The organism is Microbacterium sp. AK009 (assembly GCF_013410955.1).
GTDB lineage: Bacteria > Actinomycetota > Actinomycetes > Actinomycetales > Microbacteriaceae > Microbacterium.
In genome coordinates, this window is record NZ_JACCCG010000005.1 from 381,834 (window position 1) to 404,063 (window position 22,230).

General features: G+C 71.2%; 20 protein-coding genes. 4 read left to right on the forward strand and 16 right to left on the reverse strand.

Annotation, left to right across the window (positions count from 1 at the left end; translation table 11 throughout):
• Window positions 1-6: 6 nt before the first annotated feature.
• Window positions 7-1,200 (reverse strand): phosphotransferase, encoded by a 1,194-nt coding sequence (locus HDC37_RS13380; RefSeq protein WP_179560867.1) that lies wholly within the window; start codon window positions 1,198-1,200, stop codon window positions 7-9.
• 90 nt (window positions 1,201-1,290) lie between these two features.
• Between HDC37_RS13380 and HDC37_RS13385 the strand changes: the two genes are divergently transcribed.
• Together HDC37_RS13385 and HDC37_RS13390 are read left to right on the forward strand one after the other, a co-directional pair.
• Window positions 1,291-2,856: an ATP-binding protein gene (locus HDC37_RS13385; RefSeq protein WP_179560868.1), complete on the forward strand. Its 1,566-nt coding sequence runs from the start codon at window positions 1,291-1,293 to the stop codon at window positions 2,854-2,856.
• A gap of 10 nt (window positions 2,857-2,866) precedes the next feature.
• Complete coding sequence (locus HDC37_RS13390; protein WP_179560869.1) at window positions 2,867-3,523, forward strand: response regulator transcription factor; 657 nt, start codon at window positions 2,867-2,869, stop codon at window positions 3,521-3,523.
• A gap of 180 nt (window positions 3,524-3,703) precedes the next feature.
• Here HDC37_RS13390 and HDC37_RS13395 read toward each other — a convergent pair whose 3' ends face one another.
• The 4 genes from HDC37_RS13395 to HDC37_RS13410 form a co-directional block, all read right to left on the reverse strand.
• Complete coding sequence (locus HDC37_RS13395) at window positions 3,704-5,176, reverse strand: MFS transporter (RefSeq protein WP_179560870.1); 1,473 nt, start codon at window positions 5,174-5,176, stop codon at window positions 3,704-3,706.
• On the reverse strand, window positions 5,173-5,361 hold the full coding sequence (locus tag HDC37_RS13400; RefSeq protein WP_179560871.1) for a hypothetical protein: 189 nt from the start codon (window positions 5,359-5,361) through the stop codon (window positions 5,173-5,175). Before HDC37_RS13400 ends, HDC37_RS13395 begins: the two co-directional genes overlap by 4 nt.
• A gap of 152 nt (window positions 5,362-5,513) precedes the next feature.
• Entirely contained in the window at window positions 5,514-8,600 is a 3,087-nt protein-coding gene (locus HDC37_RS13405; protein WP_179560872.1) for an AAA family ATPase, read from the reverse strand.
• The gene (locus HDC37_RS13410) at window positions 8,597-9,751 is read right to left on the reverse strand and encodes an exonuclease SbcCD subunit D (RefSeq protein WP_179560873.1); all 1,155 of its coding nucleotides are present in this window, start codon (window positions 9,749-9,751) and stop codon (window positions 8,597-8,599) included. Before HDC37_RS13410 ends, HDC37_RS13405 begins: the two co-directional genes overlap by 4 nt.
• Window positions 9,752-9,840: 89 nt before the next feature.
• Between HDC37_RS13410 and HDC37_RS13415 the strand changes: the two genes are divergently transcribed.
• Window positions 9,841-10,602 carry an alpha/beta fold hydrolase gene (locus tag HDC37_RS13415; RefSeq protein WP_179560874.1) on the forward strand — a complete coding sequence of 254 codons (762 nt, stop codon included), beginning with the start codon at window positions 9,841-9,843 and terminating at the stop codon, window positions 10,600-10,602.
• A gap of 3 nt (window positions 10,603-10,605) precedes the next feature.
• Here the strand turns inward: HDC37_RS13415 and HDC37_RS13420 are convergent, their stop codons facing one another.
• The 9 genes from HDC37_RS13420 to HDC37_RS13460 form a co-directional block, all read right to left on the reverse strand.
• Window positions 10,606-10,920 (reverse strand): hypothetical protein, encoded by a 315-nt coding sequence (locus HDC37_RS13420; protein WP_179560875.1) that lies wholly within the window; start codon window positions 10,918-10,920, stop codon window positions 10,606-10,608.
• Complete coding sequence (locus HDC37_RS13425; RefSeq protein WP_179560876.1) at window positions 10,920-11,159, reverse strand: hypothetical protein; 240 nt, start codon at window positions 11,157-11,159, stop codon at window positions 10,920-10,922. The genes HDC37_RS13420 and HDC37_RS13425 overlap by 1 nt, the downstream gene beginning before the upstream one ends.
• A 429-nt stretch (window positions 11,160-11,588) precedes the next feature.
• Window positions 11,589-12,005, reverse strand: a complete 417-nt coding sequence (locus HDC37_RS13430; RefSeq protein ID WP_179560877.1) for a DUF1622 domain-containing protein — start codon at window positions 12,003-12,005, stop codon at window positions 11,589-11,591.
• Window positions 12,006-12,048: 43 nt separating this feature from the next.
• Window positions 12,049-12,348 (reverse strand): GNAT family N-acetyltransferase, encoded by a 300-nt coding sequence (locus HDC37_RS13435; protein WP_179560878.1) that lies wholly within the window; start codon window positions 12,346-12,348, stop codon window positions 12,049-12,051.
• A 67-nt stretch (window positions 12,349-12,415) separates the two neighbouring features.
• Complete coding sequence (gene yicI / locus HDC37_RS13440; protein ID WP_179560879.1) at window positions 12,416-14,653, reverse strand: alpha-xylosidase; 2,238 nt, start codon at window positions 14,651-14,653, stop codon at window positions 12,416-12,418.
• Window positions 14,653-15,558, reverse strand: coding sequence for a carbohydrate ABC transporter permease (locus tag HDC37_RS13445; RefSeq protein ID WP_179560880.1), 906 nt, complete (start codon window positions 15,556-15,558; stop codon window positions 14,653-14,655). Before HDC37_RS13445 ends, yicI begins: the two co-directional genes overlap by 1 nt.
• The gene (locus tag HDC37_RS13450; RefSeq protein WP_179560881.1) at window positions 15,558-16,532 is read right to left on the reverse strand and encodes a carbohydrate ABC transporter permease; all 975 of its coding nucleotides are present in this window, start codon (window positions 16,530-16,532) and stop codon (window positions 15,558-15,560) included. Before HDC37_RS13450 ends, HDC37_RS13445 begins: the two co-directional genes overlap by 1 nt.
• A 75-nt stretch (window positions 16,533-16,607) precedes the next feature.
• Window positions 16,608-17,915, reverse strand: coding sequence for an ABC transporter substrate-binding protein (locus HDC37_RS13455; protein WP_179560882.1), 1,308 nt, complete (start codon window positions 17,913-17,915; stop codon window positions 16,608-16,610).
• A gap of 113 nt (window positions 17,916-18,028) precedes the next feature.
• Window positions 18,029-19,078 (reverse strand): LacI family DNA-binding transcriptional regulator, encoded by a 1,050-nt coding sequence (locus tag HDC37_RS13460; protein WP_179560883.1) that lies wholly within the window; start codon window positions 19,076-19,078, stop codon window positions 18,029-18,031.
• Window positions 19,079-19,724: 646 nt separating this feature from the next.
• Between HDC37_RS13460 and HDC37_RS13465 the strand changes: the two genes are divergently transcribed.
• Window positions 19,725-20,495, forward strand: coding sequence for a winged helix-turn-helix domain-containing protein (locus HDC37_RS13465; RefSeq protein ID WP_179560884.1), 771 nt, complete (start codon window positions 19,725-19,727; stop codon window positions 20,493-20,495).
• Here the strand turns inward: HDC37_RS13465 and HDC37_RS13470 are convergent, their stop codons facing one another.
• Together HDC37_RS13470 and HDC37_RS13475 are read right to left on the reverse strand one after the other, a co-directional pair.
• Window positions 20,496-20,990, reverse strand: a complete 495-nt coding sequence (locus HDC37_RS13470) for a GNAT family N-acetyltransferase (protein WP_179560885.1) — start codon at window positions 20,988-20,990, stop codon at window positions 20,496-20,498.
• Window positions 20,987-22,156, reverse strand: a complete 1,170-nt coding sequence (locus HDC37_RS13475; protein ID WP_179560886.1) for a polysaccharide pyruvyl transferase family protein — start codon at window positions 22,154-22,156, stop codon at window positions 20,987-20,989. Before HDC37_RS13475 ends, HDC37_RS13470 begins: the two co-directional genes overlap by 4 nt.
• Between the last annotated feature and the right edge of the window lie 74 nt (window positions 22,157-22,230).

The following is a 22,230-nucleotide window of genomic DNA, read 5'->3' on the forward strand; positions in this document are numbered from 1 at the left end:
CCGCGACTAAGCCGATTCCAAGGCGTTCATGAGACCCCTCTTACCGTCCCCCGTCTGCGCACGCCGGACCTCGCGGCCGGGGTCGAGTACCGCCTCGGTAAGGACGAGAAGGTGCCCGGCGGCATCGTCGCGACCGCGTTCCTGCGCACCGAGCACCTGCCCGAGCAACAGGGTCGCGGCTCTCGCCCGGACCGGGTCGCTCCCCCACCGCGTGAGCGCACCACGGGCCAGTTCCCACGCCCGCTCGTCACGGTCTTCGGGGGTGAGGTACGCGCTCGCCACCGCGTGGGCGATGAAGGCCGCGGCGTCGTCGTCGGGGTTTCCGCGACCGGCGGTGTCGACATCGATCAGGCCCGAGATCGCGCCCTCATCGTCGAGGAACAGCTGGCCGAAGTGCAGGTCGCCGTGCACCGTCACACCCGGGTCGACCTCTCGCCAGGAACGCGCAACACTGTCGAGCAGGTTCTCGACGCGCGTAGCGCGGGCCGAGTCGGCTCCTTCGCGAAAACGCGTCGCGTACCAGTCGCGACGCTCCGCGAGGCCCACGCGCGCCGCGTGGTCGAGCGGCACCGCGGCGAGCGCGGCGCGCAGCTGGTCGACGGCGTCGAGCAACGCAGCCGGGCGCCACGCGACATCCGGCGCGCCTGTCCCCCGCGCCTGATCGAGCACGATCAGGCCCTCGGGCGACCAGCCCTCCAGGTCCGCCATCGGGATGCCCGCATCGGCGAGGCGGCGGTGCGTGCGGACGATGCGGTCCACACGGCGCGGCGGCACCACCTTGATCCACCGCGCCCCGCCCCGGGCTTCCACGCGCAGGACGGCGCGGCGTCCGGCGCGATAGCCGACGATGCGCGGTGACGCGGTGGCGACGATGCCGAGCCGGGCGAGCAGGGTCTCGGCCGCCTGCGAGAAGGCGGCGGGGGCGAGCGCCGGCAGGTACGGGTCAGCGGGGTGCACCCAGATGCGGCAATCCGGCGACGTGGGGCTGCCCAGCAGCATCCCGGTCTCCTGGGCCACCACTCTGCGCGACGTGTCGACGAAATAAGTCATGGGCTCGGAGTCCGCGGGTGTCACCTCGAAACCGGCGATCGACCCGGCACCGAACGGCTCCCGGCTGAGCAGCGCCACCGGGGTGTCGGCGGCGAGCTCGAGCGCGTCGCGCAGGAGCTCTTCCTCACTCGCGGCCGTGGAGAGGGTCATCCTACGATTCCAGCACGGATGCCGCGGGCCGGTCATGAGACCTCTCTTAGGCTTCGGCGGCCGGAAGGAGCGCCCCTCGATACTGGAAGGGTGACTGCCGAGCCGACCCCGACGAGCCGCCGGTTGCCGGTGCTGTCGGTGCGGGCGCGGATCATCCTCGCGATCACCCTCGTCGCCGGGCTCGGGATGGTCGTCGTGGGTACGGCGGTGTACCTCGAGGAGCGCGGGCGGATCCTCCGCCAGGTCGATGACCTGTTGAGCGCGAATCTCGAGGCCGCCCGGTTCCTCGTCGAGCAGGGCGACGCCGACACCGGCACCTGGGCTTCGACCGAGGGCGCCCTCGCCGCTGTCGTGCAGCGCGCGGCACCCGACGACAACACCGGCGTGATGGGCCTCGTCGCCGGCGAGCCGCGGCTCGTGCCGGGGGTGCCGCTGGATGTCGATCTGCGCTCCGCTGCCGGTTTCGTCGCCCATGTGAACGAGGTGACCGAGGGCGGCTCGCCCTACATCGGCACCTACGCCGAAGACGGAGTGACGTGGCGCTTCCTCGCGACACCCATCGAGGTGGCGGTCGAGGGCAGCGCCGTGGCGGGGGGCGGCGATGAGGCGGTGTTCGTCATCGCCTACGACCTCGACGCCGAGCTCGCCGAGATCGACGCCGCCGCGCGGGTGTGGATCATCGCCAGCTCCGTCACACTGATCGCCATCGGCGCGGTGGCCGCGCTCGTGACCGGGCGCCTGCTGCGACCCCTGCGCCAGATGCGTGACACAGCCGAGCGGGTCTCGGCGCAGTCGCTGTCCGAGCGCCTGCCGGTCTCGGGGCGCGATGACGTGTCAGAGCTCGCGCGCACCATGAACGACATGCTCGACCGCCTCGACCAGGCCCTGGAGTCGCAGCGACAGCTGCTCAGCGACGTCGGGCACGAACTGAAGACGCCGATCACGATCGTGCGCGGCTATCTCGAGGTGGTCGACCCCGACAGCCCGACCGATGTGCGCGAAACCCGCGATCTCGCTGTCGACGAACTCGAGCGGATGGGCCGCCTCGTGCAGGATCTCGCCGCGGCCGCGGCGCTCCACGGTCCGGCGCCGGTGAAGCCCGTGCCCCTGGACGCCGCCGACCTGTTGCGCCAGATCGCTCGCAAAGCCGAGGGCATTGCGAGAGCGGAGGTCGAGGTGGGCGCTTTCGCCGAGGTGGTCGCCGTCCTCGACCCCGCGCGGGTGACGCAGGCGGTGCTCCAGCTGGCCCAGAACGCGGTGACCCACGGCGGTGGACGCCTGGTGCTCTCGAGCCGGCGCGTGGGCGACGAGTTGGAGATTTCGGTGCGCGACTTCGGCCTCGGCGTCCCCGATGACGACAAGGCGGCGGTCTTCGACCGGTTCCATCGGGGGGCGGCGTCTGCCGAGCAGACCGGCAGCGGGCTCGGCCTCAACATCGTGCAGGTGATCGCGCGCGCTCACGGTGGTCGGGCGAGGGTGGAGGATGCCGCGGACGGCGGTGCCCTCTTCGTGATGTCGCTGCCCGTGGTCGACGGGCTCGCACCCCGGCTGGTCATCCCGCCGAGGCCGCCGCTGCCCGCGTGGGCCGCGGCGGGAGCGGCAGGCGGTGACGGAGCATCCGGGCCGGGGCGCCCCGGCGCCGGGGTGAGCGCGTGAGGAGGACGACGTGGCATCCATATTGATCGCCGACGACGAGGCCCGCATCTCGGGTTTCATCGACAAGGGTCTGCGCGCCGCGGGGTTCGCCACGCGCGTCGCGCCGACCGGGCCCGAGGCGTTGAATCTGGCGCTCAGCGGTGAGTTCGACCTCCTGGTGCTCGACGTGAACCTGCCGGGCATGGACGGATTCCGGGTGCTCGAGGAGCTCCGCGGCAGCGGGTCGTCGATGCCGGTCATCATGCTGACCGCCCGGGTGGAGCTCGAGGACACCGTCGCCGGGCTCGAGGGCGGCGCCGACGACTACCTCGGCAAGCCGTTCCGGTTCGACGAACTGGTCGCGCGGATTCGACTGCGCATGCGTCGAGACGACGCCGCCGCACCCACGCAGGTGAGCCACCGCGACCTGGTGCTCGACATCCGCACCCGGCGCGCGCACGTCGGCGGTGCGGCGGTGGAGCTGTCGGCCCGGGAGTTCGCCCTCGCCGAGGAGCTCGTTCGGCACGCCGGACAGGTGCTCAGTCGCGAGCAGCTGCTGAGCCGGGTCTGGGGGTTCGACTTCGACCCCGGCTCGAACGTCGTCGACGTCTACATCGGGTATCTGCGCCAGAAGCTCGGCCCCGGCCGCATCGAGACGATGCGCGGCGTCGGCTACCGCCTCACCTGAGCGCAGCGCCGGGGGCCGACGCGGCCAGGTGCCGACGCGGGCTGTGCCGTGCTTCGGAGAATCGGTCGGACTTCGGAGCGAAGCGGCGAGACGCTCCGAAGTCCGCGCGCATCTCCGAAGCTGGACACTCGGCGAGCCGACAGGACCCACGGGCCGGCGAGGTGGGCCGCAGCGACCGGTTCAGCTCTCGGCGGCGGCCGCTTTGCGTTTGGCGAGGTCGAGGATCGAGACGATGAGGGCCAGCATCAGGAAGGCGGCGACCGAGAGCATCCCGAACAGATACGCGTCGTGATAGACGACGAGGTCGTCGACGGTGCCCTGCTCGCGGTTGATCGTGGCGTAGAAGAGCGACAGCGCGACGGCGGTGCCCACGGCAGTGCCGATCCGCTGACCTAGCTGTCCGACCGAGCCGGCGACACCTCCCTGCTTGACCGGGATCTCGGCGAGCGTGAGGGTCTGATTCGGAGCGATCACCAGCCCGCCGCCGAACCCGCCGACGATCATGACCGCAGCCATCAGGTAGGGAGTGAGGGCGGGGGCGGAGAAGACGGCGGCGGTCACGAGCCCGACCACCGAGATCAGCACGCCGACGACGCCGAACACCACCACCGGGCGGCCGAATCGGGTTACCAGATTGCCGCCGACCCACGAGGCGATCGCGCTCGCGAGGGCGAAACCGATCGACACCATCCCTGCGAAGACCGGCTCGAGGCCGAGTCCGAACTGCAGGTACAGCGTCGTCAGCAGGAACAGCGCGGGAAGCGCGGTGAAGTACGTCGTCTGGATGACCGTGCCGTTGCGATATGAGCTGATGCGGAAGAGCTTCAGCGGGATGAGCGGCTGACCGCCGCGCCCTTCGTACCGGCGCTCCCAGAGGAGGAACAGGGTGAGGAAGGCTGCGAAGGCGAGGAGCAGCCACCAGCGGGCGGGGTCGTCGTCGGGCGACCCCGTGGTGAAGAGGAACGGCCACATCAGCGACAGCACGGTCAGGCCGAACAGCAGGAGGCCGACCGGGTCGAGCTGCACCTTGCGGGCGGAGCGGGTGCGGGTGTCGGGCAGCAGCCACAGCACCAGGGCGATCGCGATGAGGCAGAGCGGGACGTTCATCCAGAAGATGAGCCGCCACCCGTCGGTCTCGCCCCCGAGGGCGATGAGAAGGCCGCCGATCGTGGGGCCGAAGGCGGTGGCGATGCCGATCGTCGCGCCGAAGAGACCGAACGCGCGCCCGCGTTCCTTCCCCTGGAAGAGCTCCTGGGCGGTGCCGAGCACCTGCGGCATCTGGATGCCGGCGGCGACCCCCTGCAGCAGGCGCGCGACGAGGAGCACGAGCGCGTTGGGCGCGAGTGCGCACAGGATGCTGGTGAGGGTGTAGAGCGCCAGGCCGACCACGAAGAGGGTGCGGCGCGATCGCTGGTCCCCCAGGCGCCCCATCGGAACGAGCGTGAGGCCGAAGGTCAGGACGAAGCCCGACACGATGAGCTGCACCTCGGTCGACCCGGCGCCCAGGCCCGTCTCGATGGACGGCAGGGCGACGTTGACCTTCGTGAGGTCGAGGATCGTGAGCGCGGCGACGGCGACGCACACCCAGAACGCCTGCCACTTGCGGGCGTTCGAGAGGGGGATGATCGCAGTCGTCGGCGCGCTCGAGGTCACGGCCGCTCCGACCCGTCCCGGGTGAAGACGGCGCGGAGCACGAAGAAGACGATCACCGCGACGACGGCGACGACGATCAGCTTGCCGATGAACCACAGCAGCGAGAAGAGGATGTTGACGAGGAACCACGCGATGACGATCGCGACGATCACTCCGATGACGGTCCAGATCGTGCCCTTGTTCACCCGGATAGCCTACGCCCGGCCGCGTGGGCGGGGGCGGGACGCGTCGTGCGCCGCTGGCTGGGCATGCCGCCGAGAAACCACAGCTGCGGCGAGACCCCCTGTCGGCGCAGCGATGTCTCGGCGCGGATGTGGTTTCTCGGCGGTCTGGGCGGTCAGGCCGGGAGGAGGGATGCTGCGACGGCGGCGTCCTGGCGGATGACGCTCGGCCCCTGCGGGGTTGCCCGCACGTGCAGCTGCGCGGGGATGCGTTCCTTCATCGTCGCGACGTGGCTGATGAGTCCCACGGTGCGCCCGCCCTGGCGGAGCTCATCGAGCGTCGCCATCGCCAGCTCGAGGGTGTCGTCGTCGAGTGAGCCGAAGCCCTCATCGATGAACAGCGTGTCGAGCCGCACGCCGCCGGCGCGCGCCGTGACCACCTCCGCGAGCCCGAGCGCCAGCGCGAGCGACGCGAGGAAGGTCTCCCCGCCCGACAGGGAGTGCGCGGGGCGCGGGGCGCCGGTGTGCGCGTCGAGGATCTCGAGGCCGAGACCCGACGCCGCACCGCGGGCGGCGAGCGCGTCGGTGTGCCGGAGCTGGTACCGGCCCGACGACATGTCGCCGAGCCGCAGGTTGGCTGCCGCGACGATCTCCTCCAGTTCGGCCGCGAGGACGAAGGACTCCAGGGTCATCCGGTGGGTGTTGGGCGCGCGGCCGGCGACAGTGTCGGCCAGCCGCGCGACGATCTGGTGCTCGTCGGCGAGCTCTGCAAGGTCGCCGAGCGCAGCGCGGGCCCGGTCACGCAGGGTGCGGAGGCGTTCGGCGGTCGCCGCGGCGTCGGCGGCCGCGTCCACCGCCGCGACCCACGCGTCGCGCGCGGCGACGAGGGCCGCCTCGGCGGCTGCGACGTCGACGGGTTCCTCGGGCTCGCCGGCGAGCGCGAGCTCGAGGTCGCGGAGACGGTCACGTTCGGCGCGGAGCGCCGCCTCGTGCGCGCGGATGCTCTCTTCGAGGGCGTCGCGCGCGGCAGCGGTGCGCAGGCTGACGCGTGCCGCGATCGCATCATCGAAGCCGGATGCGGCAATGCGGCCGTCACGGTCGGCAGCGGCGCGATCGGCCGTCGCCGTCGCGGCCTCGGCCGCCCGTCGGGCGGCTGCGAGTCGGGTGGCGCGGTCGCGCCGCCGCGTCGCGGCGTGAACGCGCTGGGCGACGGACTCGTAGTCGCCGCGCGCCGCGTCGACCACCCGGCGCTTCTCGCGCAGTTCGGCATCGTGGGCCGAGACCTTCTCGCGGAGGGCCGCGAGGTGAACGGTGAGTCGCTCCCGTTCTTGCATGGCCTCGGCCTCGAGCAGGGCGAGCGTTTCCAGCGTCGCCAGCAGTCGATCCCGCTCGGTGACGGCGGCTTCACCGGCGGCGAGCGTGGACTCCGCTTCGACCAGCGCCGTCGTCGCCGCGTCGAGATCGAGGCCGCCCGCGCGCGCCGCCGCATCGGTCTGGGCCTCACGCGCGGCGCGGAACTCCTCGGCCGCGCGGCGCGCCTGCTCGCCCGCCTGGTGCTGCGCGGCCTCGGCGCGCTCGATGTCGTCATCGGAGACGGGGTCGCTCGTCGGCTCGGCCGGATGGGGGTGTTCGACCGATCCGCACACGGGGCACGCCTCACCGTCGACGAGGTCGGCGGCGAGCGATCCCGCCCGGTCGGCGGCGCGGCGGCGCAGGAGCGACACCACGACCTCGTTCGCGGCAGCCGCGGCCACGGCTGCGGCGAGCGACGCCTCCTCTGCGGTCAGCGAGAGCGGGGCGAGGTCGGCGGCGTGGGCGGCCGCGTCGCAGCGCACGCGCGCCTCGTCGCGGCGCGTGCGCGCGGCATCCACTCCCGCAGCGGCGTCGCGGATCGGCGCCAGCTCGACCTCGACGGAGGCGCGCTGCACGGGAATCCGTGCCCGATCGGCGTCGAGGCGGGCGATCAGCTCCTCCTCCTCACGGATGCGTGCGATGTCGTCCGCGAGCGCCTGCTCGGCGGCATCCATCGTCTTCTCGACGGTCTGCGCTTCGCGCCATACCGCCAGATCCCCGGTCAGCTGCAGCACGAGGGTGTCGAGCTCGTCCAGGAAGAGCGCGGGAAGGTCGCCGTCCTCCTTCTCGACGCCGAGCTCGTCCACCCGCATCTGCACCGCCGACATGGCGGTCGTCTTCTCGGCATCGGCGGCGTCGGCCGCTTCGAGCGGTGCGCGGAGCGCCTCGGCGTCGCGGGCTGCCGCCAGCTCGCGTCGGGCCAGGTCGATGGCCGGAACGTCGGCCTCGAGGCCGGCCAGCGCGGCGCGCGAGCGCGCCCGATCCTCTTGCATCTGTCGCAGGCGCCGCACGGCGGCATGGTGGTCCTCGGCTCCGCGATGCGCCGCCTCCGCGGCGTCGCGGGCGTTCCGCAGGGTCTCGCCCCGGTAGTCCGCGCGTTGCGCTCCGCGCTCGACGGCCTCCAGGCGCCCACCCACAGCGGATGGGGCGGCCGTCGGCGGGGTGCCGGCGGTATCCGTGGCATCGGCATCCGTGGCACCGGCATCCATCGCACTGTCGTCCGAGGCGTCGCCGGGCTCTCGGGCGGGGAGCAGTCGCTCCGCCTCACCCAACAGCAGGGCGGCTGCGCCCGTCGCGTCGGCGACCTCCCTCTCGACGGTGCGACGACGTTCCTCGAACGCGTGGAGGTACTCCTCGTAGGTGCGGGTGCCGAACAGGCGCCGCAGCAGTTTCTGCCGGTCGTCGTTTCTCGCCAGGAGGAACTCGGCGAACCGGTTCTGCGCGAGGAGGATGACCTGGAGGAACTGCTGCTGGCTGAGCCCCAAGATCTCGTCGAGCTCCAACCCCACCTGGCGCGGTCCGCTCGCGAGCCCCCGCCACGCGCCGTCGACGAGCTCGGCGAGCTCGGCGTCCGCCGCGACGACGGTGAAGCCCTCACCCCGCCGCTTTCGACGCGGGTAATCGGGCGATCGGGTGACCCGGAAGCGACGACCCGCGGTGGTGAACTCCACCGCGACGCTCGTGCGGTCATCCGGTCCGCAGTGATCGCTGCGCAGGCGCTTCTCCGAACCGTCGTAGCGCGGAACACCACCGTAGAGGGCGAAGCAGATGCCGTCGAGCACGCTCGACTTGCCGGCGCCGGTGCGGCCGGAGATGAGGAAGATGCCGTCGGCTTCGAAGGCGTCGAGGTCGACCATCTGACGCTCGCGGAACGGCCCGAAACCCTCGAGCTCGACACGGTGCAGCTTCACGCGGTGACCTCCGCGACGATGCGCTCGTCGACGACATCGGCGATGATCTCGCGCTCACGCTCGCTCGCCCCTTCGCCGTCGCGGACGTGCGCGAGGAAGGCGTCGATCAGCTCGCGGTCATTCCGGGCAGCACGTACGCGCCGAGCGTAGGTCGATCCGTCATCCGCGCGCGACCCCTCGGGAGTGTGCATGACGGTGGCGCAGTGCGGGAAACGTTGCAGCAGACGACGCATCGGATCGCTCTGCGGCGTGGGGTCGGTGTACTGCACGCACACCCACGCGTCTTCCCATTCGGCGTGTTCGGCTGCCGCGAGAAGATCGTCCAGTCGCCCGCGCAGCGTGACCAGCCGGCGCGGCACCGGGAGTGCCAGCCAGGTGACGGCCGCCAAGCCGTCGGCATCGAGGTCGACCAGCCAGGAACCCCGCGGCTTGTCGGCCTCGCCGAAGCTGTAGTGCAGCGGCGCCCCGGCGTAGCGGACCGCGTCGGACAGGCGCTGGCGGCCGTGGATGTGGCCGAGTGCGACATAGTCGAAGCCGTCGAAGGCGGCGAGCGGCACCACGTCGAGACCGCCCTGCTGGATATCGCGCTCGAGGCCCGCTGTCGGCTCCACTCCGGCGGCGAAGCAGTGCGCGATCGCCAGAGACCGGCCGCCGCGCTCGGCGAGGTCGGAGCGGATGAGCCGGACCGCCTGGTCGAGCGCCTCCGCCTGGGAGCGCACCTCGGCGCCGGGCCAGAGGTGACGCACCAGCGACGGCTCGAGGAAGGGGATGCCGTAGATGTGAACGGGCCCGTGCTCGTCGGCTACCGTCACCGGCGTGCCGATCGACGCGGGATCGGTGAGGACGTGGATGCCGTCGCGCAGCAGTCCCGCCTGAAACCCCAGCCGCGCCGCGGAGTCGTGGTTGCCGCTCGTGACGACCACGCGGGCGCCGGCGTCGCTGATGCCCCGCAGGGCGTCGGTGAGCAGTCGATAGCAGTCGGCGGCGGGAGCGGCCGAGTCGAAGACATCCCCCGCGACGATCACCAGGTCGATGTCGTTCTCGCGCACCTGGACCACCAGAGCGTCGAGCACTCCGCGCAGCGCATCGAGGGTGGAATGGCCGTGGAACGACCGCCCGATGTGCCAGTCCGAGGTGTGCAGGATCCGCATGCTCCACACCGTAGGCGCAGGCGCCGACATCGCTCGGCTGCACCCCCGCGGTTCGCCGAGAACGCAGCTCTCACCTAGGGTCGGGAGCGATGAGCGACGCCCCCTCTTTCGCGATCGAGCGGTTCACCCACGCCGGGGCGACGCTCGTCGCGCAGGAGTCCGGCGAGGGAGACGACCTCTTCGTCCTCATCCACGGCATCGGCATGGGCCGGTCGGCCTTCAGCGAGCTGGAGGGCCTTCTGTACGACATCGGCCGGGTCGTCGCGGTCGATCTCCCCGGGTACGGCGAGACGCCCGAGCCCGGACGCGTGCTGACCATGGAGGAGAACGCCGATGTTGTGGCCGCGTACCTCGTCGACCTCACCGCCGGGGAGGATCGCGGGCGCATCGTGATCCTCGGTCACTCGATGGGCGCCCAGGTGGCACTGGAGGTCGCCGCGCGGCATCCGCACCTCGTCGATGCGCTCGTGCTCGTCGGCCCGACCGTCGAACCGGGTGCGCGCTCGGCGATGCGACAGCTCTGGCGGCTGATGCGCGACATCATCCCCGAGAGCCCGCAGGTGATCGCCGTCGGGGCCCGGGAGTACCTGCGGGCGGGCCCGCGCCTGCTCGCCAAGATCCGCGCGGTGATGGTGCACCGCCCCGAGGTCACCGCCCGGCAGGTGACCGCACCCGCTCTGGTGATCCGCGGCGAGCGCGACATCGTCGTGCCGGCGGAATGGGCCCACCAGCTCACGCATGCCCTTCCCGACGCATACCTGCGCGAGGTCGCGGAGTTCGGCCACGAGACGATGATCCGCAACGCCGGACCGACCGCGACCCTGATCCGCGATTTCCTCGCGGATCGGTGACCCTCAGGCCTCTTCGTCGCCCGTCGTGACCTGCTCGGCGAGGTCGTCGACCTCGTCTTCCGAGGCGTGACCACCCACGTCCTCCACGCGTTCCCGCAGATCGGTCTCGACCTTCTCCGGGTCGGGGTCGGAGGCCTCGGCACGTGCCTCGGCGGCCGCGACAGCGCGCTCGGCGACGTCGTCTTCCGACGTGGGGGCGGCCGTGTCGGTCGTCTCCTCGGGGGATTCGGATGCGGCGTCCGCCGACGCCTGCAACGGCTCGGCGGGCGGGATGCCGATGCCCACCGCCTCGTGGTCGGGCTCGCGCTGGTCGGCCATCAGTCCTCCTCGGTCTGGTCGTCGGTGGAGAGATCCGGGTCGAGCCCCTGTGTGGGAACGTCGCTCTCGACCTGCCCATCGGGGATCGTCTCGGGGTTGACCGGCAGGCCGGAGCGGTCGAGCGCCTCGGAGTCGGCGCCGGCGCTGCTGCGCTCCTTCGCGGCGCTGTCGTGCTGGTCGCCGTAGCCCCCGGCGGGGTCGGCGTTGATCACGCCCTCGGGCAGGTCCTTGTCATCCATGCCGCCATCCTGCTCCCCAGGGCGGCGCCCGGCGCGGGGTTGACGGGCGGGCGCGGCGTCGCTATCCGCCCCGCTCCGGCTCGTTGGGCGACGAATGCAGGATCGATCACCTCCGCGTCACCTCACGCGCCGCACGGGGCAACACCCGCACCACCGGTCGTGCGAACGTCGCGAGACGAGGGGCGGGGCGCCGGGGTGATCGGACGTCGCGAGACGAGGAGCGGGGGCGGCGTCGCTAATCGCGCCGCTCCACGGCTCGTCGGGCGACGGATGCAAGACCGATCACCCCGGCGCCACCTCACGCGCCGCACCGGGCAACACCCGCACCACCGGTCGTGCAGACGTCGCGAGACGAGGGGCGGGCCGCCGCCACGCCTCGCCCGCCTGCGCCGCGCGGTCGCGCCGGGGCGGGGACGCCGCCGGAAGCCGTCAGACGCCCTCCCCCGCCTGCGCGGCGCGGTCGCGCCGGACGGCATCGCCCAGCAGCTGCCCGCCACTCGTGAGAAGCGCGCGGCGCCAGGGCAGCACGCCCTCGATCTCGATCTGGATCGAGATCGACAGCACGGTCCGGATCAGCACGATCAGGCCGAGGATCAGGGCGTCCTCGATCGATGGCTTGGAGGTGATGGTGCGGATGAGGTCGGCTGCGACGAGGATCTCCAGTCCCAGCAGGATCGCCGAGCCGAGAGCATTGCGCAGCACCGACAATGCGGCCCGCCCGCCCTCGCGGCGACGCAGAGAACGCGCACCGAGCACAAGGGCGATCACGAAGCCGACGATCATCGCAGCGGCGCCGGCCGCCTCCAAGGCGACGGCGACGCCGGAGGAGACCTCTTCGAGCCGCACGGGCCCAGCTTAGGACCCGCGGGGCGTGCAGAGCGGAAGCGGCTCAGGCCGTGGAGCGCTGGCGCAGGATGCCCGCGCGGTCGGGGTGCAGGTCGAACCATTCTGCGACGTACCAGCACACCGGGATCACCTGTCGGCCACCCTCCGCCTCGAGGTGCGCCACGGCCCGCTCGACCAGTTCGCCGGCGTAGCCCTTTCCGCGGAAGGTCGGAATCGTGTAGGCGCGGGTCATGGCGACGGTTCGGCCGTCATCCTTGTAGTCGAGGACGCTCACGAGATCGTCGCCGCGGTGCAGCGTGTACCGCGAGGCGTCCTTCTCGTCGGTGAAGCGCAGTTCGGTCACTCCGACAGGCTACGCCCGCTTCGCTGAAGCGTCGCTGAGCGCGCGGCGCGCCTCGCCCGCGCTCCCGTCACCCGGTCACCTCCGACAGATCGACGGTCCACACCCGCGACGACCCGTCGGGCGCCGTGACGGTCACCTCGCGCGTCCCGCTCCCGCCCGGGAACACGCGCACCGCGAGGCCATCGTGATAGTCGTAGTCGGGTCGGTCATCGCGTGCACCCCACGGAATCACCGCACCGGGCCGGGCGTACAGCGGCAGGCTGTCGAAGCCGTGCACCTCGCGACGCCAGCCGCCGCCGGTCACCGTCTCGCCGGTGAGGAGGCTCGTCCACTCCCCCGCCGGCAGGTAGAAATCGACCTCACCCGTTTCGGAGAACACCGGGGCGACCAGGAGGTCGGGCCCGAGGAGATACTGCCGGTCCAGGTAGGCCACCGCCGGGTCATCCGGGAATTCCAGCTGCATCGGACGCATGATGGGCGCACCCGTACGGGCCGCGTCGATCCCCACCTGGAAGAGGTAGGGCATGAGCCGCATCTTCAGCTTCGCGAAGCGACGCGTGACCTCCACGGCCTCGTCGTCGAAGGCCCACGGCACCCGGTAGGAGTCCGACCCGTGGAAGCGGCTGTGGCTCGAGAGCAGGCCGAACGCCACCCAGCGCTTGAACACCGCCGGGTCGGGGGTGCCCTCGAACCCCCCGATGTCGTGACTCCAGTGCGCGAAGCCGCTCATCGCCAGCGACAGGCCGCCCCGCAGGCTCTCGGCCATCGACGGGAACGTCGAGGTGTTGTCGCCGCCCCAGTGCACCGGCATCGTCTGCCCGCCGGCGGTGGCCGAACGCGCGAACAGCACCGCGTCGCCCTCGCCGCGCTCGGCGACGAGCACGTCGTGGACGGCCCGGTTGTACAGCTGCGCGTACAGGTTGTGCATGCGAGCGGGGTCGGAGCCGTCGTGCCACACGACATCGGTGGGGATCCGCTCGCCGAAGTCGGTCTTGAAGCAGTCCACGCCCTGGGACAGGAGCGCGCGAAGCTTGTCCTGGTACCAGCGGACCGCTGCGGGGTTGGTGAAGTCGACCAGCCCCATGCCTGCCTGCCAGAGGTCCCACTGCCACACCGACCCGTCGCCGCGCTGCACGAGGTAGTCCGCCGCGGCGGCCTCGGCGAACAGCGGCGAGCGCTGGGCGATGTAGGGGTTGATCCACACCGACACCTTCAGCTCCCGGTCGTGCAGGCGCCGGAGCATGCCGTCGGGGTCGGGGAAGACCCGGGGGTCCCACTCGAAGTCGCACCAGTTGAATTCGCGCATCCAGAAGCAGTCGAAGTGGAACACCGACAGCGGGATGTCGCGCTCGGCCATCCCCTCGATGAACGACGTGACGGTCGCCTCGTCGTAGTCGGTGGTGAAGGACGTCGACAGCCACGGGCCGTACGACCAGGCCGGAACCACCGGCGCCCGGCCGGTCAGCGCGGTGTACCGGGCGAGCACATCCTTCGGCGTCGGCCCGGCGAAGACGAAGTACTCCAGCACCTCACCGGGCACGCTGAACTGCACGCGCTCGACCGCCTCCGATCCGACCTCGAAGGAGACGTGACCGGGGTCGTTGACGAGTACGCCGTACCCGCGCGAGGAGAGGTAGAACGGCACGTTCTTGTAGGCCTGCTCGCTGGAGGTGCCCCCGTCGGCGTTCCACACGTCGATGGTCTGGCCGTTCTTCACCAGCGGCCCGAAGCGCTCGCCGAGCCCGTAGATGGTCTCGCCGACCCCCAGGTCGAGCTGCTCGTGGACGAACACGCGCTCGGGCGGCACGCCGGTCTCGGCGCGGGCGTTCCCGACGATGCCGTGCTCGACGGCGGCGTCGGCGCCGAGGCGCACGAAAGCCTGCGCCTTGTGTCCGCTGCCGGTCACCCGCACGCCCTCGACCTCGATCGACAGCGACCACGGTGCTCCCGGCGCGATCCGCGCGGTGAGCGGGCCGCTGACGAGCGTCCCGGCTCCGGCGTCGGCGACCCCCGCCCCCGTTCCGCGCTCCCCCGTGCCCGGCAGGGCGAACCCGCCATGCCAGCGGCCGCCGACGTGGTGGGCGACCCGCACCCGGATGACGCCCTCGATCGGCGACGACAGGGTGGTCGTCAGCGTGGTGCGGTTCAGCACATCGCCGCGGCGGGCGATCACCTGGGTCGGGGCGGTGATCTCGAGTGCGGCGCCGTCGACACCGTCATCCGTCTTTCGGATGTCGTACGCCTCCGCGGCGTAGAGCGCGGTGACGCCGGGACGCAGCTGCCAGAACCCGTCGGTGAACTTCATTACTTGACTGCTCCTGCCGTGATGCCCCGGGTGAGGGTGCGCTGGAAGATGAGGAAGAAGAGGAGGGTGGGGATGAGGCCGAGGAGGGCCGAGGCGCTGGTCGTCGTGACATCCATCAGCCGCTCGCCCTGGAGCAGGCTGATCGCGACCGGCACCGTCTGGTTCTCGTTCGAGACGAGGAAGGTGAGCGGAATCAGGAACTCGTTCCAGGTCCAGATGAAGAAGAAGATGAGCAGTACCGACAGGGTCGGACGACTGATCGGGAAGATGACCCGCCACAGAATCTGCCACCGGCTGGCGCCGTCGATCGCGGCGGCCTCGAGCACCTCCTTCGGGAAGGTGCCGTAGACGGCCGAGAGCAGATAGGTGCCGAAGGCTGCCTGGATGACGGTGAAGACGATGATCACCGACCACACGTTGTTGTACAGCCCGACCTCTCGGAACATGTAGTACAGCGGGTAGAGGAGCGCCTCCTGCGGCAGGAGGTTCGCCAGCAGGAACAGCAGCACGATCCACGAGCGCCCGCGGACGCGCCCGATGCCGATCGCGAACGCGTTCAGCACCGAGATCAGCACGGCGAGGATCGCCACGGTGCCCGAGATGAACACCGAGTTCCACACCTTCTGGGGGAAGTTGACCCGCTCCCAGAAGGCGGCGATGCCGTCGAGGTAGATCGCCGAGGGCAGGGCGAGCGGACCGCCCGTGGAGTAATCGGCGGGCGATTTGAACGAGTTGATGAGGATCAGGTAGAACGGCGCGGCGATGAGGATCGCGGCGACGATGGCGAAGGCGAGCATCAGCCAGTCGACGCCGTTCTTGCGGGTCATGCCGCCGCGCGGCTTCGGGGGACGGCCGGGGCGGCGCCCCGAGCCGCGGGCCGTCGTCACAGCGAGGGTCGTGGCCATCACAGTCCCGCCCTTTCTTTGCGTTCCGCGGTGTTCTGCGCGCGGATGAAGAGGATCGACACGACGGCGATGACGACGGTCAGCGCGGTCGCGATGGTCGCGCCGTAGCCGACCTGCTGGGACTGGAAGAACTCGCTGTAGGCGTAGTACGCCGGCACGATGGTCGAGTCACCGGGGCCGCCGCGGGTCAGCACGTACACGGGACCGAAGACCTTCAGCGCCGCGATCGTGCAGGTGAGGGTGACGACGTAGATCTCGGGACGGATGATGCTGACGGTGATCGCCCGGAACCGCTGGAACCAGTTCGCTCCGTCGAGCTCGGCGGCCTCGTAGAGCTCGGGGTCGACCCTCTGCAGCGCCGCCATGAAGACCACGACGGGGTAGCCGATCTGGATCCAGACGAGCACCACCATGATGCTGCCGAGCGCCGTGTCGGGAGAGCCGAGCCAGTTCTGGGCGAGGAAGCCGAGGCCGATGCTCTCGAGGATGGTGTTCAGCGCCCCGTCCTGCGGGCGGAGTATCCAGCCGATCACGATGCCGGCGATCGCGGCGGGGAGGATCTGCGGCAGGTAGTAGGTCGCCCGGAGGAAGCTCGCCAGCCGCCCGCCGTACTTCCGACCGATGACGTCGAACAGCAGGGCCGCGAGCACCAGGCCGATGAGGGTCGGAAAGATGACCATCGCCACGATCATCCACACGCTGTTGATGAAGGACGTCCAGAAGGTCGCGTCGCCGAACAGTTCGATCCAGTTCTCCAGACCGATGAACTCCGGCGGACGGATGCCGCGCCAATCGGTGAAGCTGAGGTAGACGTTCCACACCAGCGGCACCACGACGATGACGGTGACCAGCACCAGGCCGGGGATGAGGTAGAGCCAGTAGCCGGCGGTGCCGCCACCCCGCCGTTGCGGGATCAGCGGCTCCTCGGGAGGGAGCTTGGTCCGCGGAGCGCGGACGAAGGGGACAGCGGACATCGCGGGGACTCCTGGTGTGTGCCGGGGTGGAGCCGGGGCGCCGCCGTGTGACGGACGGCACCCCGGCCGGTTCGATCAGCGGAAGTCCGCCACGTAGGAGTCGTACTCCTCGCCGAGCACCTGCTGCACCTCGGCGGGCGTCTTCGTGCCGTTGACGAGCTCCTGCAGCTCGGCGACGAGGGCGTCGTAGAAGGTGGGCGTGGGCCAGTCGGGGTAGAACGACAGTCCGTCGGCCTCGTTGACGGCGTTGAACGCCTGGATCAGCTCGAGGCTCTTCTCGTCGGTAATGTCGGCCTCATCGGCGGCGACGGGCAGGCCGCCGTTGTTGCCGATCAGCGCCTGCACCTCGGGCCGCATCGTGATGTCGATGAACTCGTAGGCGAGCTCCTTGTTCGCCGCGCGCTCGGGCACGACCCAGATGTTGCCCGATGAGCCGAGGCTCAGGTCGCTGCCCGGGAACGGGAAGACGCCGAACTCGAAGTCGGTGATCTCGTCGACGAAGCGGCCGTACCACCAGCTGCCCGAGACGAAGATCGGCGAGGTGCCGTTGATGAACGACAGGCCCGCGTCCTCAGCGGCGATGCCGGTCACGTCGGGCGAGAAGTAGCCCGCATCGAGGTATTCCTTGAGCGTCTCGGTCGCGTAGGTGATCTCCTCGCCGCTCCAGTCGACGGGGTTCTCGTACAGCTGGTAGTCGTTGACCCACTGGCGGTCGGCCTGGCTGAGGGCCAGCTGGTACCAGAGCTGCCCGAGCGGATACTCCAGCCCGCCCTCGGCGAGCGGGGTGATGCCCTGCGCGACGAAGGCGTCGAGCACCGCGATGAACTCGTCATAGGTCGTCGGCACCTCGAGCCCGGCCGCGGCGAAGGCATCCTTGTTGTAGTAGACCGTGACGAACTCGCCGTAGTTCGGGACCCCGTACCAGGCGCCCGACCCCATCACGCCCTCCTCGCTGTAGCGCGCGGTGGTCTGCAGCGCGGGTGCGAGCTGGTCGTCCCAGCCGTACTCCTCCACGGCCTCCGTGATGTCGGTGATGAGCCCCTGGCTGGCCAGGAACCCCGCGGTCGCGTTGCCCTTGTTGAACTCCATGAGGTCGGGCGCCTCGTCGGAGTTGAGCACCTGGCTGGCGGTGGATCGGATCTGCTCGAAGCTGCGCTCCTCGAATTCGACCGTCGCGCCGGTCTCCTCCTCGAAGATGCGGATCGCCTCGTCCCAGGCGATGCCCATGGCGCTGTTCTCCCCCTCGTAGTGCCAGAGGGTGAGGGTGTCGTCGGATTCCCCGCCCGATCCCCCCGCACAGGCGGAGAGGACGAGCGCGGTCGCGGCGAGCGCTCCTGCGGCCGTGGCCGCCCGCGCGGTCGACTTACGTGTGATGCGTGCCATCGGTGGCACTCCTTTCTCGGTGACCTTCACTGGTCAGGGTGTGTGTGCAGGTGGTGCGGATCGTCGAAGCGCTTCGATGCTGCGCGAGTGGAAAGGGACCGGAGGCGCCGGCGTCAGGCGACGTCGGAACCGGCCACGGCCGGCGCCAGGGCGTCGGACACCCGCGCGAGCGAGCCGTGGTCGAGATAGGCGGGTGGGATCAAGCGGATGCCGGGGGCCGGGCGGTCGCCGTCGAAGAACGTCAGCGCGAGGTCGACGGCTAGGTCGCACGAGGCCTGTGGGACGAGCGGCAACGCGTCGAGGGGGCGCGGGAGTGCGGCGGTGTCGAAGGTCGGCGCGACGGAGATCACCGAGACGTCCTCGGGGACGCGGAGTGCGCGGGCGTCGAGCTCTGCGAGGACGGCGCGGTGCGACTCCTCGGGGCAGTGCAGCACGAGCGCGGTGGCGCCGGCGTCGAGAAGCTCGCCCGTGGCCGCGCGGACGCTCGCGTCGGTGGCGTGCTCATGCCCGGTGGCGCGGAAATCGGCAGCGACGGCGAACATCCCCGCCGCCGCGAAGAACTCGTCGCGCACCCTCGGCGGGAAGTTGGAGCGCGAGTACGACACCTCGGGCTGCCCGACGAGCCCGATGCGGGTGTGGCCGGCCCGCGCCATCCGGGCCACGGCCTCGCGCGTCGCGGCCTCGAAGTCGAGGTCGACGCAGACGAGACCTTCGCTGTCGTTCGGGACGCCGATGAAGACGGTGGGCGTCTCGATCTCGCGTGCGAGCGCGACGCGCGGATCGTCGGGGGCGACATCGAGCACGAGGATCGCATCGACGAGGCGATTCGAAGCGACGCGGCGCATGCCCGCCTGCGCGTCCTCGTCGGTGAGCAGGAGAACGTCGTAGTCGTTGCGGCGCGCGGCCACGGCGGTGGCGAGCACGAAGGCCATGTGGGTCGGGGCGTGCGTGTCCTTCCGCAGCGGCTCGGTGAGGGCGAAGATGCGCGTGCGCCGGCCGGCGAGCATGCGCGCTCCGGCGTTCGGGCTGTAACCCAGACGCTCGACCGCCTCCTCGATGCGCCGGCGGGTGTCGGCCGAGACCGGTCGCTTGCCGCTGAGGGCGTACGACACGGTGCTGATCGAGACACCGGCGGCCTTGGCCACCTCGTCGATCTTCGCCATGGGGACTCCGTCATCAGGTTTCGGATAATCGAAGCGCTTCGCGGAAACGCTTCGATTGATGGTGCCACAGGATCGCCGCGGCGCACAAGAGGTTTGGTGCAAGTCGCAACAAATCAGTTCGGGCGCCACGGCGCGGCATCCGCTCTCCGGACTTCTCGCAGCGCCACGTGCTCAGCCGCGGGGCGGCGGGGTGACACGCCGACGAGAACGCCGCCGCCCCGGCGCGTCGACGACAGAACCCGCCGCCGTGTTCAGGCCGGCGAGGCGAGGACGCAGGGCCGCGGGGCGAAGGGATGCCGCGGCGCGGCGGATTTGCCAACGACGGCGGCCATCGGCCATAATCAGCCGCATGACTGACGACGCACGCTCTCTGTCCGCCTGGGAGGCGAACGGGACTGCCGGCATGATGGTGGCCGGCCGCGTTGTCACGTGTTGTCGAATGTGCCGCTGACTCGGTAATCCCGCCGGACATCAGCGTCGCCGCTCCGCTTACCCGCGCAGGCGACGCGCGACACGTCCCCCGAGACTTCCTCCTTCTCGCGCATCACTGAGCGCAGCGGATGTCTCGATCCGGCCTCGCCGGCCGATTTCGCAGCACTTCTCGAACCCCGACTCTGCGGGTTCCGCTCCCTTGAGGAACATCATCATGTCGACCACCGCTCTTCTCGACCGTCCCGCCCCCGCCCGTCACCTGCGCGCCGTTCCGCGCCTCGCTGAGGACGCCCCCGCCGCCTCTGCACAGGCCGCCGCCTCTGCACAGCCCGCCGCGCCGCGAGCCGCCGCTCCGGCACCGCAGCGTCACCTTCCCCCCGGCACCGCACCCCGCGGCTTCGCCCTGTACGTCGGCTTCGATGAGGCCAAGGCCCAGGCCTCGGGCGTGAGCCTCCCCGTCCTCGTCGACGCCCTGCGCCGCACCCTCGCCGAGCTCGCCCCCGACGCCGAGACCTACGCCACCGTCGCCCTCGCGCCCGTCGGCGCCGGCGGCCGCGATGTCGACGTCGTTCGCCTCGCCCTCCAGGAGCCCGCGGCTGTCGCGCGAACCAAGCCCGAGGAACCCGAGGAGGACGACGACACCGCCCGCGGCGTGGTCGTCGACATCTCCCGCAAGCGCGTCGTCATCGACGGCGAGTCGGCAGCGCTGACCTTCAAGGAGTTCGAGCTGCTGCAGTACCTCGTCCTCCGCGAGGGGCGCACGATCGAGCGCGCGGAGCTGGTCTCGTCGCTCTGGCAGGGCGCCGAGGAGCAGGATGCTCCGGGCGAGCGCACGATCGACGTGCACGTTCGTCGCCTGCGGGCCAAGCTCGGCCGATACGAGGACATCGTCCGCACCGTCCGCGGTGTCGGCTACCGCTTCGACCGGCACGCCGACGTCGTCATCCGCTTCGGCCACGGCACGCCCTCGCCCGACCGCTTCTGATCAGTCCGGCGGCCTCTCCTCGAGGGGCTTGACCATGCGGAAGTTGACCAGTTCCACGCCCGCCCGGACGGGGCGCTGCTCCGCGCGGACGATGAAGCCCCGGCGTGCGAAGAACGGGCGGGCGGTGATGCTCACATTCGCCGAGAGCGAGGTCGCACCGAGCGCCCGCGCCTCCTCCTCCAGGGCCACGAGAAGCTTCGTCGCCACACCCCGGCCCGCGTGGCGCGATGCCACGAACATCATGTCCACGTATCCGCTCGAATCCACGTCGGCGAATCCGGCGACCTCGTCATCGACGAGCGCGACGAAGGTGTTGCTCCCCCGCCTCCCGGCATCCCAGTCGGCGACACTTCGTTCCTCCGGCCGTGCCCACGCCGCGATCTGCTCCGGGGAGTAGTCCGCGGCCGCGGTCACCGTCACGGCGTCGAGGAACACGGCGAGCGTGGCGGCCGCGTCGTCGCTGCGATACGGACGGACTCGCACGATAGTGCTCACCGCAGCGACTCGGCGACCGTGTCCCACCACCGCACCGCGTCGGCGCGGTGCGGCTCGAACCGCTCGGCCGCCGCCTCGGCGATCTCCCCGCGCCGCGCGTCGAGCTCGCGCAGTCGATCCGGCGCGCCACCCAGGTCATCGAGATCGACGACACCCGCCTGTCCCCAGTGCGCGAGCGCGCCGCTCAGCTTGATGCGCGTGTAGTCGTCGGCGGCGAGACCGAGGATCGGCACCCCCGCGGGGGCGGCGAAGACCGCCGGGTGGTACCGGCTCGTGACGAGCAGCCGCGCGCGACGGGCGAGCGCCGCGGCACCCCGCGAGTCGCCGCTCGGCAGCACTCTGCTCTCGCGCGTCATCCGCTCCCGCACGCGCTCGTGCAGCGCCGCGTCGCCCAGAGGTTCGGCGCCGGCGGCGACCGGGCCGAAGTGGGCGTGGAAGATCACGGGCCCGACAGCGTCGGACGCGGCGTCCAGCAACCGCGCGATCGCCGCCTCGACCACGTCGCCAGGCCGTCCAGCGAACCACCCCGACAGGCTCACCAGAACGTACGCCTCGGTGGGCGCGTCGTCTCCGCCGGTGAGGAAGGAGGCGTCGTCGACGCCGGCGTGCACCCGAGCGCCCCACGACCGGGCGAGGGCGGCGGAGTCGTGTTCGCGCACGCCGGTCCACTCCGCGTCGCGGGTCATGGCGGCGGCGCGCTCCGCGTCCTCCTCGTCGAGGTCGGGCCCGAAGGTCTGACCACTCACCACCACCGGCAGCCCACGCGCGCGGGCCATCGCCGCGAGAGTGGTCCGCTCGTACACGTGCACCGGCCAGCGCGACGCGAGGTTGCCGCCGCCGGCGATGAGCACGCCCGAGGCGTCCTCGAGCGCGTCGAGCACTCCCCGCGCCGGGTCGTCCGAGATCAACTCGGCTTCACCGGCCGCCGCGGCGCGCAGAAGCGACGCGCGCTCGCGCGCCGCCGCGCGCTCGAGACCGATGAAGCCCAGGCGCTCGACGGTGGCCAGCCCGTAGCGCGCCGCCGACTCCTCGGGCGCCGAGGACACCCCGGTGACACGTCCACCGCGGGCGGAGAGCTCGACGGCCGCAACCTCGAACATCGCCTCGTCGCCGATGTGGATGATGCCGCCGAGTACCCCGATGTCGCCGATGGTCAGTACGTTCACGGATGGTCCTTTCACGTCGAGCCGGTCCTCCGGCACCCGGACAACCGTAGACTTCCGAGCGGGTCACCGCACCT

Coding starts and splice junctions, on each gene's coding strand:
- HDC37_RS13425 (WP_179560876.1), bottom strand. CDS start 11,159: ATGGATGACAAGGACCTGCCCGAGGGCGTGATCAACGCCGACCCCGCC.
- HDC37_RS13415 (WP_179560874.1), top strand. CDS start 9,841: ATGAGCGACGCCCCCTCTTTCGCGATCGAGCGGTTCACCCACGCCGGG.
- HDC37_RS13380 (WP_179560867.1), bottom strand. CDS start 1,200: ATGACCCTCTCCACGGCCGCGAGTGAGGAAGAGCTCCTGCGCGACGCG.
- HDC37_RS13455 (WP_179560882.1), bottom strand. CDS start 17,915: ATGGCACGCATCACACGTAAGTCGACCGCGCGGGCGGCCACGGCCGCA.
- HDC37_RS13410 (WP_179560873.1), bottom strand. CDS start 9,751: ATGCGGATCCTGCACACCTCGGACTGGCACATCGGGCGGTCGTTCCAC.
- HDC37_RS13465 (WP_179560884.1), top strand. CDS start 19,725: ATGTCGACCACCGCTCTTCTCGACCGTCCCGCCCCCGCCCGTCACCTG.
- HDC37_RS13420 (WP_179560875.1), bottom strand. CDS start 10,920: ATGGCCGACCAGCGCGAGCCCGACCACGAGGCGGTGGGCATCGGCATC.
- HDC37_RS13460 (WP_179560883.1), bottom strand. CDS start 19,078: ATGGCGAAGATCGACGAGGTGGCCAAGGCCGCCGGTGTCTCGATCAGC.
- HDC37_RS13450 (WP_179560881.1), bottom strand. CDS start 16,532: ATGTCCGCTGTCCCCTTCGTCCGCGCTCCGCGGACCAAGCTCCCTCCC.
- yicI (WP_179560879.1), bottom strand. CDS start 14,653: ATGAAGTTCACCGACGGGTTCTGGCAGCTGCGTCCCGGCGTCACCGCG.
- HDC37_RS13445 (WP_179560880.1), bottom strand. CDS start 15,558: ATGGCCACGACCCTCGCTGTGACGACGGCCCGCGGCTCGGGGCGCCGC.